Here is a 17,096-nt window from a genome sequence, read left to right as displayed (position 1 = left end):
CCGAGCCGTGAGCAAGCGGTGCCCCGGGCAGTCCGGGCCGGGCCCCGGGGAACGGCCCGGCCCCTTCCTCGTCCGGACTCACAGGCCCGGGAGCCCGCGCGGCACCGGCACCGCGGGGACCGCGGGCACGACCCGCGCCGCCCCTTCCGGCGGCGGCTCCTCGGAACCGACGCCCCAAGGCCGCAGCAACGGCGTGACAGGCTCCCGCCCCGTGGACGCCCCGGCCGGTGGCGGCGCGCCGGCGTCCGCGAAGGACGCCCACTGCACTCCGGACGGTTCGGGTGCGTGCTGCCCGGTGGCCCGCGGTGGTGCCAGGTCCACGGTGCGGGGTGGCGAGTGGACCGGTGACTGGTTCGACGGCCCGTCGGCCGGTTCCGCGTAGGGCTGTTCCGCGGGGAGGTGGCCGGGCGAGCGCGGCACGGCCCGAGAAGTGCTCTCCATGCCGGAGCCAACGGTGCTTGCGCCGCCTGCGTACGCCTCCTGCCGCAACCCCTCACCACATCAGGTGAGGACACCGCTCGAACGGCCGCTTCCGCTCATGCGACAAGCAGCCCAGGGCGGCAGCCCGAGGGGCCTCCCCGGCCCCCGTCAGTTCTTCCCGGGGGTCAGCTCGGCCAGCAGCAGTGTCCGGTCGTCCGTGACGTCGTCGGCGCCGTCGTGACCGGAGTCGGCCAGCAGCCGCCGGCACAGCGACGGCAGGGCGTCCGGGTGCGCGGCGTCCGGTACGTCGTCGGTCCCGGCGTCCAGGGCGCCGGCGAGACGCGAGACGCCCTGGTCGATGTCATGGGTGCGGGACTCGACCAGACCGTCGCTGTAGAGCAGCAGCAGGGTCGGCTCGGACAGGTGCAGCACGGTCGGCTCGTAGGGGCTCGTGGCCAGCCCCAGCGGGAGACCGGCGGAGGCGAGGGCGACCGGCGCCACCGGGCGGCCGGGACCACGGATCAGGGGCGGTGGATGGCCGGCGCCGACGAACGTGCAGGTGTGCAGTTCCGCGTCCCACTCCGCGTAGATGCAGGTGGCGAAGGAGGCGCCGGGCGTCGTGCCGGCGACGGCGTCCAGCCGGTCCATGAGCTCGGCCGGGCTGAGCAGTTCTGGGTGTACGCCGGGGTGGGCCGCAAGGACGCGTGAACGGCGGGTGGGGAGGCTCCGGCTCCCCGGACCTCCCCATCCGTGGCGGCCGCGGCGGCTCAGGCCGGCCGTATCGCGCTGTGGATGGCCCGCGGGCCCGCGAAGAAGATCGACTCCTCGCGTATCGACGCGCCCGGACTCGGGGCGTGAACCATGGTGCCGTTGCCCGCGTACAGGCCCACGTGGCTGACCTCGCCGTAGAAGAAGATCAGGTCCCCCGGCTCCAGTTCGGCGAGCTGGACCGCCGCGCCGGAGCCGACTTGTTCGTGGGTGGTACGAGGCAGGGCCACCCCGGCGGCCCGCCAGGCGACCTGGGTGAGACTCGAGCAGTCGTAGGAGCCCGGACCGGTGGCTCCCCACACGCACGGCTTGCCGATCTGGGCGCGGGCGAAGGCCAGCGCTTTGGCGGCCTTCCGCTCGTAGGCCGAGACCGGGCTGTCGCCGACGCCGGCGCCGGGTCTGGTGGCGGGGTCGGGGCCGGTGGTGGCTCCCGCCTCGCCTGCCGCTCCCGGGCCGCCGGCCTGGCTGGCGTCGAAGAGCGAGTTGCCGTCCAGCGGCGGGGTCGTGTCGAACAGTCCCGTGGCGTGCTGCTGCCACTGGGCCGCCTCCGGCTGAGGCGCGGGCCGGGGCTCCTCGGCCGGGCGCGGCCCCACGGCGGCGGGCGATGGCGCGCTCTGCTGCTCGGCGTGCCGGGACAGCATCTCGCCGGCCCGGGCGAGCTTGTTCCGCATCCGCTCCTTGGCGGGCCGCTGCACCGCGGCCTGCCGGTGGCGGGCGACCGGGACACCCGTCCCGCCAACCGCCTCACGCCCCGCCTCGGCCATGCCCGCAAACCCCGCGACGGGGCCCGCGGCCGGGGTCGCAGTGCTCGGGCTTCCGGTGCTGAGCACCTCCATGGCCTCGGTAGCCGACTCCTCCAATGCCCCGGCGGATAGCGCCTCCATGGTGCTGATGGGTGGCGCCTGCATGATGTCGGCGGGGAGGACTCCCATGCTGCCGGTGGACGACGGCTGCATGATGCCGGCGGGGAGGACTCCCATGGTGCCGGTGGGCGGCGCTTCCATGGTTCCCGTCGGGAGGGCCCCTGTGGTCCCGTTCGGCAGCGGGTCCATGGTGCCGGTGGGCGGGGGCTGCATGGTCCTGTTGGGGAGTACTTCCATGGTGCCGGTGGGCACCGGTCCCGCCGTCCCGGTGGACGGCGGTTCCATGGAGCGGGCGGTCAGTTCCGCCACGGGGGAGGCGGCCGCGGTGGGTGCGGCCGGCAACTCCGGTGGGGGTGCGACGTCCCGTACCGCCGCCGGCAGTTCGGGTACCGGGCCTGCCGGGCCGGCGGTCAGCTCCGGCCGAGGTGCCCTGCCCGCATCGAGGCCCAGTCCCTCGCGGACATCCGTTGGACGCCTACTCGGCGCGGCGGCAGGGGAGTTGGCCGGGTTGGGCATACGGTCCGACGGCAGGACCGCGGGCATGGTCGGACCCAACTGGGCGCGCCCCACGTCGAACCACTTCCTGGCCACCCGGTCGAGCGCCGGATCGGATCCCCCGGAACCGCTCCAGGCAGCCGAACCGCGCCGCGTACGTGCGCTCTTGCTCATCGCGCGGGTGGCGTTGAAATTCCCCGTGGCGTTTTCCGCCTGGTCGTAGAGGCTGCTGATCCGCTGCTGGACCTCGGCGCGGCTGGGCCTGTCGTCGCTCGGTCGTTCCCGCGTCAAGAAGGACGCACTCCTCCCGTGGGCCGCCTACCGGTTCTGCTCTCGGCATCGGGCGGACGTTCTGTGGAAGGCGTGCCCTACGGCCCTTGTCCGGAGGGACAGTTGAGCCGCTTCACCCCGAGGTTGGTCGGTTCCCCGGCTCCGGCCGCTGTGGGGGCGTACCGGACTCGGCGGAGGTCGCACGATCCGACGTGACTCGCCGGAGGCAATCGTGCGGCCTGGTCGTCAACTTAGCGAACATGTGTGCCTGGTGTGAAGATTGAAGCGTGGAATGTCCGATACGTATTCGTGACCTTCCCGTGAGGTGCCTCACGCTCGTCCGGCCCGGGTTCCTTACGGAATGCGGACGTCCGAGGGCGGGGAGGGCTCGAGGGCGGCGTGGGTGTGGGGATGGTGTCAGGCTGGGGGCATGCAGGAGTCGTACGAGCCCACGGGTGCCGGGTCCGGCGAGCGGCGGCCGCCCGGGGCGGCGCGGGTGCTGGTCGTCGAGGACGATGCCACGGTCGCCGAGATCGTCTCCGGCTACCTGGGCCGCGCGGGCCATGTCGTCGACCGCGCCGGGGACGGGCCGACCGCGCTCGCCCGGGCCGCCGCCCACTGGCCGGACCTGGTCGTGCTCGACCTGATGCTGCCGGGCATGGACGGCCTCGAGGTGTGCCGCCGGATGCGCGGGCGCGGCCCGGTGCCGGTCATCATGCTCACCGCCCGCGGCGACGAGGACGACCGCATCCTGGGTCTGGAGGTCGGCGCCGACGACTACGTCACCAAGCCGTTCAGCCCCCGCGAGCTCGTCCTGCGGGTGGATTCGGTGCTGCGCCGCACCCGGCCCGCCACCGCGCCGCGGCCGCTCGCCGCCGCCGGACTCGCCGTGGACCCGCCCGGCCGCCGCGCCACCAAGGACGGCGCCGAACTCGCGCTCACCCTCCGCGAGTTCGACCTGCTCTCCTTCTTCCTGCGCCACCCCGGCCGGGTGTTCAGCCGTGAGGACCTGATGCGCGAGGTGTGGGGGTGGGACTTCGGCGACCTCTCCACGGTCACCGTCCACGTCCGGCGGCTGCGCGGCAAGGTCGAGGACGACCCGGCCCGGCCCCGCCTCATCCAGACCGTGTGGGGCGTCGGTTACCGGTTCGACCCCACCGGACACGAGGGGAGCTGACGGTGCGCGACACCCTGTACATCGCCCTGTACGCCTTCCTCGGCGCCGCCGTGGCGGGTCTTTTCGGCGCGGGCGCGCTGCGGCTGATCCGGCGGCGCTCGCTGACGGCCTCGCTCGCCGTGGTCGCCGCCGTGGCGGTGGGTGCGATGCTGACCGGCACCCTGGCCGTGGCCCAGGCGATGTTCCTGTCCGCGCACGACCTGTCCGTCGTCACCACCGTCGTGGCGATGGCGGCGGTGGTGTCCCTGGCCACCGCGCTGCTCCTGGGCCGCTGGGTCGTCGCCCGCAGCCGCGAGCTCGCCCGCGCGGCCCGCTCACTCGGCGACGGCGGCGGCTTCGCCGCGCCCCACGGTCCGGCGACCGCCGAACTGGAGTCTCTGAGCCGCGAGTTGGCGGCCACCAGCGCCCGGCTCGCCGAGTCCCGGGAGCGTGAGCGCGCCCTGGAGACCTCCCGCCGGGAACTCGTCGCCTGGATCTCCCACGACCTGCGCACCCCGCTCGCCGGACTGCGCGCCATGTCCGAGGCACTGGAGGACGGGGTGGCCGCCGATCCGGACCGCTACCTCCGGCAGATCCGCACCGAGGTGGAGCGCCTCAACGACATGGTGGGCGACCTGTTCGAGCTGTCCCGCATCCACGCCGGCTCCCTGGCCCTGACCCGCTCCCGGATCTCCGTGTACGACCTGGTCGGCGACGCGCTCGCCGGGGCGGACCCGCTGGCGAAGGAACTCGGCGTCCACCTCGTGGCCGACCACGTCGATCCGGTGCCGGTCGAGGTGGACGGCAAGGAGATGAGCCGCGTGCTGGGCAATCTGCTGGTGAACGCGATCCGTCGCACCCCCGCCGACGGCACGGTCGCGGTCGCCGCCGCACGGTCCCCGGGCGGGGTCGTCCTGTCCGTCACGGACGGCTGCGGCGGCATCCCCGAGGAGGACCTCCCGCGCGTCTTCGACACCGGCTGGCGCGGCACCCACGCCCGCACACCCCCCGCGGGAGCCGGCCTGGGCCTGGCCATCGTCCGCGGCATCGTCGAGGCCCACCAGGGCCGGGCCGCCGTACGCAACATCCCGAGCGGCTGCCGCTTCGAGGTGACCCTGCCGGCACGGGAGGCGTGAGCCCACCAACCTCACCAGCCCCCATCAGCGCCCGTGAGGAGGGAGCCCCGCCCGCCGCCTCCCCGCCCCGTGAGGCGCTCCCGACCGCGGCCGTGCCGCCGTGGCACCCTGGCCCCATGTGCGGTCGCTACGTCTCCACCCGCGGTCCGGAAGATCTGGTCCGGCACTTCCGGGTCACCGAGTGGCGCCCGGCGGAGGCGCTGGCGCCGAGCTGGAACGTCGCCCCGACCGACGAGGTGTGGGCCGTTCTCGAACGCGCCCCGCGCGAGGACCGCACCGCGGCCGCCGTACGCAGGGAGCTGCGGCCGCTGCGCTGGGGACTGGTCCCGTCCTGGGCGAAGGACGTGAAGGCCGGCACCCGGATGATCAACGCCCGGGTGGAGACCGTGCACGAGAAGCCGGCCTTCCGCCGCGCCTTCGTCCGGCACCGCTGCCTGCTGCCCGCCGACGGCTTCTACGAATGGCAGCAGATCAAGTCCGCCGACACCGGCAGGACCCGCAAGCAGCCCTACTACATCAGCCCCGAGGACGGCGCGCTGATGGCGCTCGCCGGCCTGTACGCGTACTGGCGCGACCCGCACGTGGCGCGGGACGACGACCCCGCCGCCTGGCTGACCACGTGCACCATCATCACCACTGAGGCCACCGACGAGGCCGGCCGCGTCCACCCCCGGATGCCGCTGGCCCTTACCCCGGACCATTACGACGCCTGGCTCGACCCCCGTCATCAGGACCCCGGCGAACTGCGGGCGCTGCTGAGCCCCCCGGCGGACGGCAGGCTCGGCGCCCGGCCCGTCTCCCCGGCTGTCAACAACGTCCGCAACAACGGCCCCGAACTGCTGGCGGAGACACCGCCGTGACCGGCCGGACCGCCCCGGCCCACCCGCACCGCGCCGTGCGCCGGACGGGCATCCGTTCCCCCTGATGCCCCCGATGACCGCCCACCCGGGCGAACTGCACCCATGGCCCCGCCCGACCAGCCCTTACGGTGCTCAAGAGGGCCCAAGAGGGCTCGAGACGCCTCAAGGGTGCTCACCAGCGCTCGACAGGCGGTGTCGAAGGCGGCGCGGTCCGGCGGTCCGGGTGTGACGGCCCGGACGGGACGGCCGGTCCGGAAGGGGAGGCGCGGTGGCTGGTGCGGGCGCTCCGGCGGGCGGGCCGGGCCGCGGGCGCCGGGCAGCGGGCCGGCTGCCCGGCAGCCGCCCGGCGCACTCCGTACGCCTCCCGCCGCGCGCCCGCACCGCTCCCTTGGTCCCGAAGGCCGAGAGCACCGTGCCGTGGCTGCGGGTCGCCGCCGCCTACGCCTGGCGCCTCACCCTCGTCGGCATCGTCGTCTACGGCGTCTTCACCGTCCTCGGCCGCTTCCAGCTCATCGCCGTGGCCCTGTTCCTGGGCCTGGTCATCACCTCGATCCTGCGTCCCCCGACCGACCTGCTGAACCGCTTTCTGCCCCGAGCACTGTGCGTGGCCGTCGCCCTGGTCGGCAGCCTGCTGCTCCTGCTCGCCCTGCTGGCGCTCGTGGGCAACGCGGTGGCGGGGGAGTCGGCGAAGCTCGCGGGCGAGTTCGGCGGCGGCATCCACAGGATCGAGCAGTGGCTCCAGCGCCCGCCGTTCCGGCTCAGCCAGGGCAAACTGGCCGACCTTCAGAAGCAGGTCCTGGCCTACCTGTCCGCCCACCGCGCCGGGCTCCTCAGCAGCGCGCTCAGCGGCTTCGGCAGGCTCGTCGAACTGGTCACCGGGGGCGCCCTCGCGGTCTTCTCCTCCGTCTTCTTCATCCACTCCGGCGAGAACCTCTGGCGGTGGGCGCGCGACCAGCTGCTGCCCAGCGAGGCCCGGCCGGTGTGGGACCGGGCCGGGCAGGCCGCCTGGCGGACGTTCGCCGGATACACGCGCGGCATCATCATCGTGGCGGCCACCAACGCCGTACTCGTCGGCGTCGTCCTGCTGGTGCTGCGCGTACCGCTCGCGCTGCCGCTGACGCTGCTGGAGTTCTTCGCCTCGTTCGTGCCGCTGATCGGCTCACCGGTCGCGCTCGGCGTGGCCACGGTGGTCGCCCTCGCGGGGCGCGGCCCGCTCACCGCGGTGGCCGTGCTCGTCCTCATTGTCGTCATCGGCCAGCTCGAAGGACATGTGCTGCACCCCGTGGTGATGAGCTGGGCGGTGCGCCTGCACCCGCTCGTCGTCGCCGTCTCCGTCATCGCGGGCGGCATCGTCGCGGGCGTGATCGGCGCCGTGGTCGCCGTCCCGTTCGTCTCTGTCTCCTGGGCGGTGCTGCGCGCACTACGGCGCGCCCCGCCCTGACGTCCCGCCTGTGGGCGGTTTCCGGCGCCGGCGCTTTTCGGCCGTGGCAGAAGGGGCACGCGTTCGTCGTACGACCCCCCGAGCGGAGGAACGGTGCCGTCATGGCCGAGTACGAACGTTCACGCACGATGCCCGCTCAGCCCGAGCAGGTCTTCGACCAGGCTGCCGACGTCGGCCGGTTCGAGGCCTGGCTGCCCGGTGAACTGCACGTGCACGTGGAGGAGCCCCCCGCCGTCACGGTGCACGAGGACCACGAGGACCGGGACACCGCCGCCCAGCTGCGCGCCGAACGCGACCAGATGCGGATCGAGTGGGGTACCCGCGAGCAGGGCGGCTACGCGGGCTGGCTCCAGGTCGCGGGCATCGGCAGCGGCGCCAGCGAGGTGACCGTCCACCTGTCGTTCTTCGACGACCGCCACGATCCGGGCGAGCGCGCCGCCTGCGACGCCCTCGACAGCAGCCTGAGCCGCCTGGAGGAGCAGGTACGGCTCCGCACCGAGCACACCGGCGGCTGACGCCCCGACCGGGCCACGCCCCACGGCTGTCTTCCCGGCTGTCCTCCCACGGGATTGACGTACCGTCACGCACCGCCCACCGTTGGCGGCTCGCCCCGCGCGCCGGGATCACGCCCTGTGGCGCCTTCCAGTGGCAGACGCTGGACGCCGGTTCGCGAGTCGGCATCCCGAGAGGCCACGTGGACGGACGGTGGTGACGCGAAGACAGGCCGGGGCGGGTCGTCCGGTCCCGGCCGGGTACCCGAGCGGCTGCCCGGCAGTGCGGCCGGGCAGCGGGTGCGCGGAAGCCCGACCTGTCGTACGGCGTGTCGTGCGGACGGCTGCGGGCACTGGGAGACCATGGGCGGGCGTTGACACCCCCGCGAGGTCGGTCTGTGGACGGAGAGGCCAGGTGGAGCAGCAGGTCACGGGGCGGCGAGCGGGCCAGGAGCCCGATGCGGACGCCCGTAGTTCCGGCCCGACCCGTCACGGTCCGACCGGTCATCACCGTGCGGTGAGCGATGCCCGCCGGCGGATCCCCCGCACCGACGCCGTCCTGCGCGACGCGCGCCTGGTGGACGCGGCGGCGCGGCTCGGACCGGGCCCGGTGAAGGCCGCGGTCCGGCGGGCCCAGGAGCGGGCACGCCAGGGCGACATCGCCCCCGAGCAGGTGGCGGACACCGCCGTGGCGCTGCTGCCGCGGGCGGTCGGCGGGCTGCGTCCGGTGATCAACGCGACCGGGGTCCTGCTGCACACCAACCTCGGCCGCGCGTCCCTGTCCGCGGCGGCCCGCCAGGCGGTGCAGGACGCAGCCGGGCCCACGGACGTCGAACTCGATCTGCGCACCGGCGTCCGCGCCCGCCGGGGCCGTACGGCCCTGGACGCGCTGCGCGGCCGGGTGCCGTCCGCCGCCGCGGCCCATGTCGTCAACAACGGCGCCGCCGCGCTCGTCCTCGCCGCCACCGCGCTCGCCGCGGGCAGGGAAATCGTCATCAGCCGCGGCGAGATGGTGGAGATCGGGGACGGCTTCCGGCTGCCGGACCTGCTGGTCTCCACCGGGGCCCGGCTCCGCGAGGTCGGCACCACGAACCGTACGACCGTCCAGGACTACGCCGACGCGATCGGCCCCGACACGGCGTTCGTCCTGAAGGTCCACCCCTCCAACTTCCTCATCACGGGCTTCACTCGGGCCGCCGGAGTCCGCGATCTGTCGGCGCTGGGCGTTCCGGTGGTGGCCGACATCGGCTCCGGACTGCTCGCCCCCCATCCGCTGCTGCCCGACGAGCCCGACGCCGAGACCCAGTTGGCGTCCGGCGCGGCCCTGGTGACGGCGAGCGGCGACAAACTGCTCGGCGGCCCCCAGTGCGGGCTGCTCCTCGGCGACGCGGAACTCCTGCGCACCCTCACCCGGCACCCCCTGGCCCGCGCCCTGCGGGTGGACAAGCTCACTCTGGCCGCGCTGGAGGCGACCCTGACGGGCCCCCGGACCCCGACGGCCGCATACCTCACCGCCGACGCCGCAGGGCTCATGCGGCGGGCCGAACACCTCGCCGCCGAACTGGCCGCCGCCGGGGTCGAGGACGTCCGGGCCGTCGCCGGGACCGCCACCGTCGGCGGCGGCGGGGCACCGGGCGTGACGCTGCCCAGCGCCGCGCTGTCCCTGCCGGAGCCGTACGCCGCCGTCCTGCGCACCGGGGAGGTACCTGTGGTGGGACGCCTGGAGGCCGGACGGTGCCTGCTTGACCTGCGCGCCGTGCCGCCGCGGGACGACGTACGCGTCGCCGAGGCGGTGCGGTCGGCGGCGGAGAGGTAGGGGCCATGCGAGTGCTGGCCACCGCGGGGCACGTCGACCACGGCAAGTCCGCCCTGGTACGGGCCCTGACCGGGATGGAACCCGACCGCTACGAGGAGGAGCGGCGCCGCGGACTCACCCTCGACCTCGGCTTCGTGTGGACGCCACCGGACGCCGAGGGCCAACGCCTCGCCTTCGTCGACGTACCCGGCCACGAGCGGTTCGTGGCCACCATGCTGGCCGGAGTCGGCCCGGTGCCCGCCGTGCTGTTCGTGGTCGCCGCCGACCAGGGATGGCAGCCGCAGTCCGAGGAACACCTCGCGATCCTCGACGCGCTCGGTGTGCAGCACGCGGTACTCGCCGTGACCCGCAGCGACCTGGCCGACCCCGAGCCGGTGCGCGCCGAGGCCGTCAAGCGGCTGGCCCGGACCTCGCTCGGGACCGTGCCGTCCGTCGCGGTGAGCGCGGTGACCGGCGCCGGACTGGACGAACTGCGCGCCGAACTGGCCCGGATGGCCCGCGCACTGCCCGTGCCGCCCGCCGACGCGGACGTACGGCTGTGGCTGGACCGTGCCTTCACCGTGCGGGGCCACGGCACCGTCGTGACCGGCACGCTCGGCGCGGGCACCCTGCGCGTCGGTGACCGGCTGGTGAGCGGGGTCGGCGCGCACACGCTGAGGGTGCGCGGGCTCCAGTGCCTGCAACAGGACCGGAGCGACGTCAGCGGGGTGGCGCGGGTCGCGGTCAACGTGCACGGCCCCCTCGCCGGGCGACTGCGGCGGGGGAAGGTGCTGCTGGCGCCGGACCGCTGGCTGTTCACCGACCGGATCGACGTCCGCGTCACCGGCGAGCCGGTCGGCGAGCTGCCCCGGAGCGTCGCCCTGCACATCGGCACGGCGGCCGTCGCGGTGACCGTCCGCCCCCTCGGCGAGGACACCGCCCGGCTGACCCTGCGCCCCGCACTGCCCCTGCGCGTCGGGGACCGGGCCGTCCTGCGCGAACCCGGCGGCGGGCGGCGACCCTGCGGTGTGACCGTGCTCGACGTGTGCCCGCCGGACCTGACCCGGCGGGGCGCCGGACGGGCCAGGGCCGCCGTACTGGCCGCGATGACGGACCGCCCCGACGCAGCGGCGGAGCTGCGGCGACGCGGACTCGTCCGCCGCTCCCGGCTGCTGGCCATGGGCATCCCCCCGCCCACCGGGCCGGTCACCGGGGACTGGCTGGCGGACGAGGCCCACTGGGCCCGGCTGCGCGAGCGGCTGGCCGCCGAGGTCGCGGAGCACGCACGCCTGCACCCCATGGAGCCGGGGCTGCCGACCGAGGCGGCCCGGCACCTGCTGGACCTGCCCGACCGGGCGCTCGTGGACGCCCTCGCCGCGGCACCGGGCGAGCCCCGCCTGCTGCGACGCGAAGGCCGCCTCTACCGGCCCGACAGCGCCGGTCCCACCCTGCCGCCCCCGGTCCGGGCGGCCGTCGACTCGGTGCGGCGCGACCTGGAGACGGCACCGTTCCGTGCCCCCGAGGCCGATCGCCTCACCGCACTCGGGCTCGACCGCAAGGCCGTGGCCGCGGCGGTCTCCGCCGGCGCGCTGCTGAGGGTCGGCGACGGGATCGTGCTGCTGCCGGGAGCCGACGCCGAGGCCGCCGCGGTGCTCCGCCGCCTGCCGCAGCCCTTCACGCTCAGCGAGGCCCGCAAGGCCCTCGACACCACCCGCAGAGTCGCCGTGCCGCTCCTGGAGTTCCTCGACGCCCACGGACACACGGAACGCGTGGACAACCAGCACAGACGCTGCCGCCCGGGTATGGAGAACACATAGATCTCTTTCGGTGTCGCTGGATGACGCTGGACTCGCCCAGTCGCACTCGGTTTGGCCCCGGCCAAGCGGGCGGCCGGCCTGATGCCTTGATTGCTTCATGCGGTGCTCCGTTCGGGTGTAGGGCGGTTACGTGCGGCGCGCCAGGGCGTTAGGCCGGTATGAGCAGGAGTCGCAGATTGCGGGAGCTGTCAGGGCCGGCAGCGTTCGATCAGCTGCGAGCGCAGTTGGCTCGGGCTGCTGCTGGGGTGGCGAAGGGGGAGAGACCGCCGCGGCGGAAGCCGTTCGAGGAGGGGCCGCGTCCGGCACCCGCGGAGCCGGACGACGGTGGGGAGTTGCCGTTGCCCGGCTCGGACTGAAGTCGCTCCCCCCCGTTTTCTCGCCGCCCTGGTGCGCGCGGTCGTCGGTGGAGCGTTCCGCTCGAGCACCGTCGGCCCGGTTTCGGCGGACAGGCCGGCCGGCCACGCGTCGCGCGCGGCGTGCCCTTCGAACACAGTGACCGCGTGGGCGGTGGCGATCTTCAGCCCGGAGGCGATGCCCTGCGCGGCCGGCCCGACCTCGTCGACTGTCGCATGGGATGCGGTGTGCGCATGGCCTCAGCCGGCTCACGCCCCAGACGGGCGGGGCGGGCCCGTCGGGCGCCGACTCGGGATGGCCCGTCTCGCCAGTCGGTTCGCCGTAGCCGTCGCAGTGGATGGGGTCCATGCCGGCGGCTCCCACGAGTGCGCGTCGTGCGGCTGGCGGAGGTAGGCGCGTCCTTGCGTTCCCGCTTCCGGATGCTCGCCAGGAGCGAAGGGTGGGGGAGTGCAAGCAGACGCGTTACGCCCGCGATGGGCCGGGCATTTTGTTTGTGCAGGTAGAAGACGGAGGCGGACGGGAATCGAACCCGCCTGCCCGAGATCCTCGGACACCTCGGTTTTGAAGACCGGGAGGGCCACCAGGCACCCACACGCCTCCACCGGCCGCCACGCTACCGGAAGGCCGGCGGGGACGGCGCGGGCGCGACGCGTGTCCGGGGCCGCCGTACGGCGGTGACCGGCGCGCCGGCCCGAACACCGGGACCAGGAGCCTCCCAGACCACCGAGACCAGGAGACCCAGCGTGACCGCCACCCATGAAACCCCCGTACGGCTCACCCAGTTCGCCCACGGTGGCGGCTGCGCCTGCAAGATCCCGCCGGGCGAGCTGGAGGACGTGCTCGGCGGACTGCCGACGGTGCCGCCGGCCGCCGGGGACACCCCGCTGCTGGTCGGCCTGGCCACCGGCGACGACGCGGCCGTCGTTGCGCTGCCCGATCGGGGCGGCGCCGCGCAGGCGGTGGTGTCCACCGCCGACTTCTTCACCCCCGTCGTCGACGACCCCTGCGACTGGGGGCGCATCGCCGCGGCCAACGCCCTGTCGGACGTCTACGCGATGGGCGGCCGCCCCGTCCTGGCGGTCAACCTGCTGGCCTGGCCGCGTGACGTGCTGCCCTTCGAGCTGGCCCGCGAGGTGCTGCGCGGCGGGCTGGAGGTCGCCGCCGAGGCCGGCTGCCACGTCGGCGGCGGGCACAGCGTCGACGACCCCGAACCCAAGTACGGCATGGCCGTCACCGGCCTGGCCGACCCCGCCCGGCTGCTGCGCAACGACGCCGGCCGGCCCGGACTGCCCCTGACCCTGACCAAACCGCTCGGCCTGGGCGTGCTGAACAACCGCCACAAGGCCACCGGCGAGCGGTTCGAGCAGGCCGTGGCCACCATGGTGGCCCTCAACCGGGACGCCTGCGCCGCCGCCCTGGCCGCCGGGGCCTCCTGCGCCACCGACGTGACGGGCTTCGGCCTTCTGGGCCACCTGCACAAACTCGCCCGCGCCTCGGACGTGACCGCGGTGATCGACACGGCGGCCGTGTCCTACCTGGACGGCGCCCGCGAGGCCGTACGCGACGGCTACGTCAGCGGCGGCACCCGGCGCAACCTGGCCTGGGTGGAGCCGTTCACCGACTTCGGCGGCACCGACGCCGACACCCGCCTGCTGCTGGCCGACGCCCAGACCTCCGGCGGTCTCCTCATCGCAGGGGAGATCCCCGGCCATCCGGTGATCGGCGAACTGGTCCCGCGCGGGACCCACTCCGTCGTGCTGAGGTGAGCTGCGCGCCGGCCACCGGTCAGGGCTCGGTTCCGGTGTGCTCGTCGATGCCGGCCCGCGCCTGGTAGGAGCGGACCAGTTGCACGGCGGCCGGGCCCCTGGGGCGGCGGCCCGGGCGGATGTCGACGCCGAACGCCTTGGCCTCCTGGATGTGGACGTTGGGGTCGAGGGAGAGGTGGAGCAGTTCGTTGGCCGCGTCGCCGGTGCTGTAGCCGTTCGGGCCCCAGTGGTAGGGCAGGCCCACCTGATGCAGGGTGCGGCCGTGCACGGTCAGCGGCGGCACCCGGTCGGTGACCAGCACCCGTGCCTCGATGACGGCCCGGGCACTGACGATCGTCGCCCAGCCGGTGTGCTCCAGACCGCGCACGGCGGCCAGTTCCGGCGACACCTCGCAGAAGAACTCCGGTTGCAGCTCCGCCAGATACGGCAGCCAGCGCGACATGCCGCCCGCCGTGTGGTGCTCGGTGAGCCGGTAGGTGGTGGCCACGAACGGGAACACCTCCGAACCCGGCTCACCGGCGCTGGGCCCGTAGCGGTTCTCCGGGCGCGACCGCGTCACGAACCGCACCGGATTGCGCTGCTGCCCGTACAGCAGGTTCGGGAACGGCGACTCCTGCGGCTCGTAGTGGGTGGGCAGCGGGCCGTCGGTGAGCCCGGCCGGCGCGTACAGCCACGCCTTGCCGTCGGACTGCATCACGAACGGGTCGCTGCCCGACAGCGCCCGACCGCCGGTGGCCTCCGGCGGCGCCTGGTAGGACGGGGCCTTGTCCTTGGCGAAGTCGGCGATGTCGTGGCCGGTCCACTGCCCCTCGTCCTCGTCCCACCACACCAGCGCCTTGCGCTCGCTCCACGGCCTGCCGTCGGGGTCGGCCGAGGCCCGGTTGTACAGGACCCGGCGGTTGGCGGGCCAGGCCCAGCCCCACTGGTTGGCGACCCAGTCCTGCTCCCGGCCCGGCTTGCGGCGGGCGGCCTGGTTGACGCCGTCAGCGTACACACCGCAGTAGATCCAGCAGCCGCACGTGGTGGATCCGTCCGGTGCGAGCTGCTCGTAGGAGGCCAGCGCGTCGCCCGTGGCGTCGCGGCCGTTGATCTCGGCGAGGACGCTCTCCGCGTCCGGCTCGGCCTGCGCGCCCCTGGTGGGGTAGTCCCAGGTCAGGTCGAGGACCGGCCGGTCCACGGGGTCGGTGGACTCCGCGAGCTTCTGCCGGACCAGCCGGCCGAGGTGGAAGGTGAACCACAGGTCGCTGCGCGCCTCGCCGGGCGGTTCGACGGCCTGGTGGTGCCACTGCAGCAGCCGCTGCGTGTTGGTGAAGCTGCCGTCCTTCTCGGTGTGCGCGGCGGCCGGCAGGAAGAACACCTCGGTGCGGATGTCCTGCGTGCGCAGCTCCCCGGTCTCGATCTCCGGGCCGTCCTTCCACCAGGTGGCCGACTCGATGAGCGAGAAGTCGCGCACGACCAGCCAGTCCAGGTTGGCCATGCCCAGGCGCTGCATCTTGGCGTTGGCGGAGCCCACCGCGGGGTTCTCGCCCAGCAGGAAGTAGCCCTTGCAGACGCCTTCCATCTGGGCCGTCACCGTCTCGTAGGTGGAGTGGGAGCCCGTCAGCCGCGGCAGGTAGTCGAAGCAGAAGTCGTTCTCGGGCGTCGCCGCGTCACCCCAGTACGCCTTGAGCAGGCTCACCAGGTACGCGCGCATGTTGCCCCAGTAGCCCTTGGTCGCCGCCTCGCCCCGGACGAAGGAGTCCAGATCGTCGTCGTGGTGCGCGTGCGGCATCGGGATGTAGCCGGGCAGCAGGTCGAACAGGGTGGGGATGTCCGTCGACCCCTGGATGGAGGCGTGCCCGCGCAGCGCCATGATGCCGCCGCCCGGCCGCCCGATGTTGCCGAGCAGGGTCTGGAGCACGGCGGCGGCGCGGATGTACTGCACCCCCACGGTGTGCTGGGTCCAGCCCACCGCGTAGGCGAACGCGGTGGTCCGCTCGCGCCCGGAGTTCTCGGTCACGAGCTCGCACACCTCGCGGAACAGGTCCTGCGGCACCCCGCAGATCCGCTCGACCATCTCCGGGGTGTAGCGGGCGTAGTGCCGCTTGAGCACCTGGAACACGCACCGCGGGTGGGTCATCGTCTCGTCGCGTTCGGGCCGGCCCTCGCCGATGTCGGGGCCGCCCGCCCCGTGGGCCTCGCCGCGCGCCGACTCGCTCACCAGACTGCGGCGGCCGGCGCGCCTCTCGTAGTCCTGGTCGCGCTGGCCGGAGGCCGCCTGCATCTCCATGCCCTCGTACTGCCAGCTGGTGTTGTCGTACCTGCGGCCGTCGGGGTCGAGGCCGGAGAACACGCCGTCGAGGTCCTCGGCGTCCTGGAAGTCCTCCCGCAGCACCACGGGCCCGTTGGTGTAGGCCACGACGTACTCGCGGAAGTACTTGTCGTTGCTCAGGACGTAGTTGATGATCCCGCCGAGGAAGGCGATGTCCGAGCCCGCGCGCAGCGGCACGTGCACGTCGGCCAGCGCGCTGGTCCGGGTGAACCGCGGGTCGACGTGGACCAGCTTGGCGCCACGGGCCTTGGCCTCCATCACCCACTGGAACCCGACCGGATGGCACTCGGCCATGTTCGAGCCCTGGATGACGATGCAGTCGGAGTTCTGGAGGTCCTGCTGGAAGGTGGTCGCGCCGCCGCGGCCGAACGAGGTTCCCAGACCGGGAACGGTGGAGGAGTGTCAAATACGCGCCTGGTTCTCGATCTGGATCGCGCCCAGCGCCGTGAAGAGCTTCTTGATCAGATAGTTCTCCTCGTTGTCCAGCGTCGCCCCGCCCAGGCTCGCGATGCCCATCGTGCGCCGGGTGCGGATGCCGTCGACCTCCCACTCCCAGCCGGCGCGGCGGGCCTCGATCACCCGGTCGGCGATCATGTCCATCGCCGTGTCGAGGTCGAGCCGCTCCCACCGGGTGCCGTACGGGCGCCGGTACAGCACGTGGTGCTCACGCGCGCCGCCGGTGGTCAGCTGAAGACTGGCCGCGCCCTTGGGACACAGCCGGCCGCGGGAGATGGGGGAGTCCGGGTCGCCCTCGATCTGCGTGACCCGCTCGTCCTGGACGTAGACGTTCTGGCCGCAGCCCACCGCGCAGTACGGGCAGATCGACTTCACCACCCGGTCCGCGGAGGCGACCCGGGGGGTGAGCCGCGCGCTGGGCCCGCTCTTGGCGGCGGCCCCGCGGCCCAGGGGATCGGTGCCCTTGAGCTGACGGTAGACCGGCCAGGAGTCGATCCATGTGCGTACACCCATGAGATGGAGCCCTTTCGGTACTGCTGCTCGGTGTCCTCCGGTCGTCCGCGCGGTCCTGTCCGCCGCGCGTTCGCCGCGGGCGCCTCAGCCGGCGCGGCACGGTGTCGCGAGTGCTCCTGCGACACATCCTCGCGCAGCTGGGCGGGGACGGCATCCCCGATCCCGCCGACGGTGGGGCATGGGC

General features: G+C 74.1%; 11 protein-coding genes, 1 tRNA gene and 1 pseudogene. 8 read left to right on the top strand and 5 right to left on the bottom strand.

Going from position 1 to position 17,096, the window contains the following annotated elements; all coding sequences use genetic code 11:
- Window positions 1–78: 78 nt before the first annotated feature.
- From ACWEK3_RS14005 to ACWEK3_RS13995, 3 genes and pseudogenes are all read right to left on the bottom strand, one after another.
- Complete coding sequence (locus ACWEK3_RS14005) at window positions 79–441, bottom strand: hypothetical protein (RefSeq protein ID WP_453249752.1); 363 nt, start codon at window positions 439–441, stop codon at window positions 79–81.
- 147 nt (window positions 442–588) lie between these two features.
- A pseudogene (locus ACWEK3_RS14000) lies at window positions 589–1,080 on the bottom strand (PP2C family protein-serine/threonine phosphatase); the annotation flags it as partial.
- A gap of 107 nt (window positions 1,081–1,187) precedes the next feature.
- A complete protein-coding gene (locus tag ACWEK3_RS13995) occupies window positions 1,188–2,837 on the bottom strand; it encodes an NlpC/P60 family protein (protein ID WP_453249751.1) in 1,650 nt (549 codons plus the stop codon).
- Between the two features lie 409 nt (window positions 2,838–3,246).
- Here ACWEK3_RS13995 and ACWEK3_RS13990 point away from each other — a divergent pair, with 409 nt between their 5' ends.
- The 7 genes from ACWEK3_RS13990 to ACWEK3_RS13960 all read left to right on the top strand — a co-directional run bounded on the left by ACWEK3_RS13990 (window position 3,247) and on the right by ACWEK3_RS13960 (window position 11,512).
- Window positions 3,247–3,993 (top strand): response regulator transcription factor, encoded by a 747-nt coding sequence (locus ACWEK3_RS13990; RefSeq protein ID WP_450537805.1) that lies wholly within the window; start codon window positions 3,247–3,249, stop codon window positions 3,991–3,993.
- 2 nt (window positions 3,994–3,995) lie between these two features.
- Window positions 3,996–5,108, top strand: coding sequence for a sensor histidine kinase (locus ACWEK3_RS13985; protein ID WP_453249750.1), 1,113 nt, complete (start codon window positions 3,996–3,998; stop codon window positions 5,106–5,108).
- A gap of 116 nt (window positions 5,109–5,224) precedes the next feature.
- Window positions 5,225–5,968 (top strand): SOS response-associated peptidase, encoded by a 744-nt coding sequence (locus ACWEK3_RS13980; protein ID WP_453249749.1) that lies wholly within the window; start codon window positions 5,225–5,227, stop codon window positions 5,966–5,968.
- A 268-nt stretch (window positions 5,969–6,236) separates the two neighbouring features.
- Window positions 6,237–7,409: an AI-2E family transporter gene (locus ACWEK3_RS13975; RefSeq protein ID WP_450537808.1), complete on the top strand. Its 1,173-nt coding sequence runs from the start codon at window positions 6,237–6,239 to the stop codon at window positions 7,407–7,409.
- A 101-nt stretch (window positions 7,410–7,510) separates the two neighbouring features.
- A complete protein-coding gene (locus tag ACWEK3_RS13970; protein WP_384083258.1) occupies window positions 7,511–7,924 on the top strand; it encodes an SRPBCC family protein in 414 nt (137 codons plus the stop codon).
- 493 nt (window positions 7,925–8,417) lie between these two features.
- On the top strand, window positions 8,418–9,716 hold the full coding sequence (gene selA / locus ACWEK3_RS13965) for an L-seryl-tRNA(Sec) selenium transferase (RefSeq protein WP_450537809.1): 1,299 nt from the start codon (window positions 8,418–8,420) through the stop codon (window positions 9,714–9,716).
- A 5-nt stretch (window positions 9,717–9,721) separates the two neighbouring features.
- On the top strand, window positions 9,722–11,512 hold the full coding sequence (locus tag ACWEK3_RS13960; protein ID WP_453249748.1) for a SelB domain-containing protein: 1,791 nt from the start codon (window positions 9,722–9,724) through the stop codon (window positions 11,510–11,512).
- An 861-nt stretch (window positions 11,513–12,373) separates the two neighbouring features.
- On the opposite strand, the gene ACWEK3_RS13955 is transcribed toward ACWEK3_RS13960, so the two are convergent.
- Window positions 12,374–12,466, bottom strand: a tRNA-Sec gene (locus tag ACWEK3_RS13955).
- Between the two features lie 143 nt (window positions 12,467–12,609).
- Between ACWEK3_RS13955 and selD the strand changes: the two genes are divergently transcribed.
- Entirely contained in the window at window positions 12,610–13,632 is a 1,023-nt protein-coding gene (gene selD, locus ACWEK3_RS13950; RefSeq protein WP_453249747.1) for a selenide, water dikinase SelD, read from the top strand.
- A gap of 19 nt (window positions 13,633–13,651) precedes the next feature.
- Here the strand turns inward: selD and fdh are convergent, their stop codons facing one another.
- Window positions 13,652–16,912 (bottom strand): formate dehydrogenase, encoded by a 3,261-nt coding sequence (gene fdh, locus ACWEK3_RS13945; protein ID WP_453249746.1) that lies wholly within the window; start codon window positions 16,910–16,912, stop codon window positions 13,652–13,654.
- Window positions 16,913–17,096: the final 184 nt, after the last annotated feature.

The sequence above is a fragment of the Streptomyces sp. NPDC004721 genome, from assembly GCF_053601495.1.
The sequence above is the reverse complement of the archived record's forward strand: the minus strand, read 5'-3'. Positions and strand labels throughout refer to the sequence as shown.

Excerpts from the sequence above, each read along its gene's own strand:
- ACWEK3_RS14005 (WP_453249752.1), bottom strand. The coding sequence starts at position 441 with ATGGAGAGCACTTCTCGGGCCGTGCCGCGCTCGCCCGGCCACCTCCCC.
- ACWEK3_RS13990 (WP_450537805.1), top strand. The coding sequence starts at position 3,247 with ATGCAGGAGTCGTACGAGCCCACGGGTGCCGGGTCCGGCGAGCGGCGG.
- ACWEK3_RS13980 (WP_453249749.1), top strand. The coding sequence starts at position 5,225 with ATGTGCGGTCGCTACGTCTCCACCCGCGGTCCGGAAGATCTGGTCCGG.
- ACWEK3_RS13960 (WP_453249748.1), top strand. The coding sequence starts at position 9,722 with ATGCGAGTGCTGGCCACCGCGGGGCACGTCGACCACGGCAAGTCCGCC.
- ACWEK3_RS13970 (WP_384083258.1), top strand. The coding sequence starts at position 7,511 with ATGGCCGAGTACGAACGTTCACGCACGATGCCCGCTCAGCCCGAGCAG.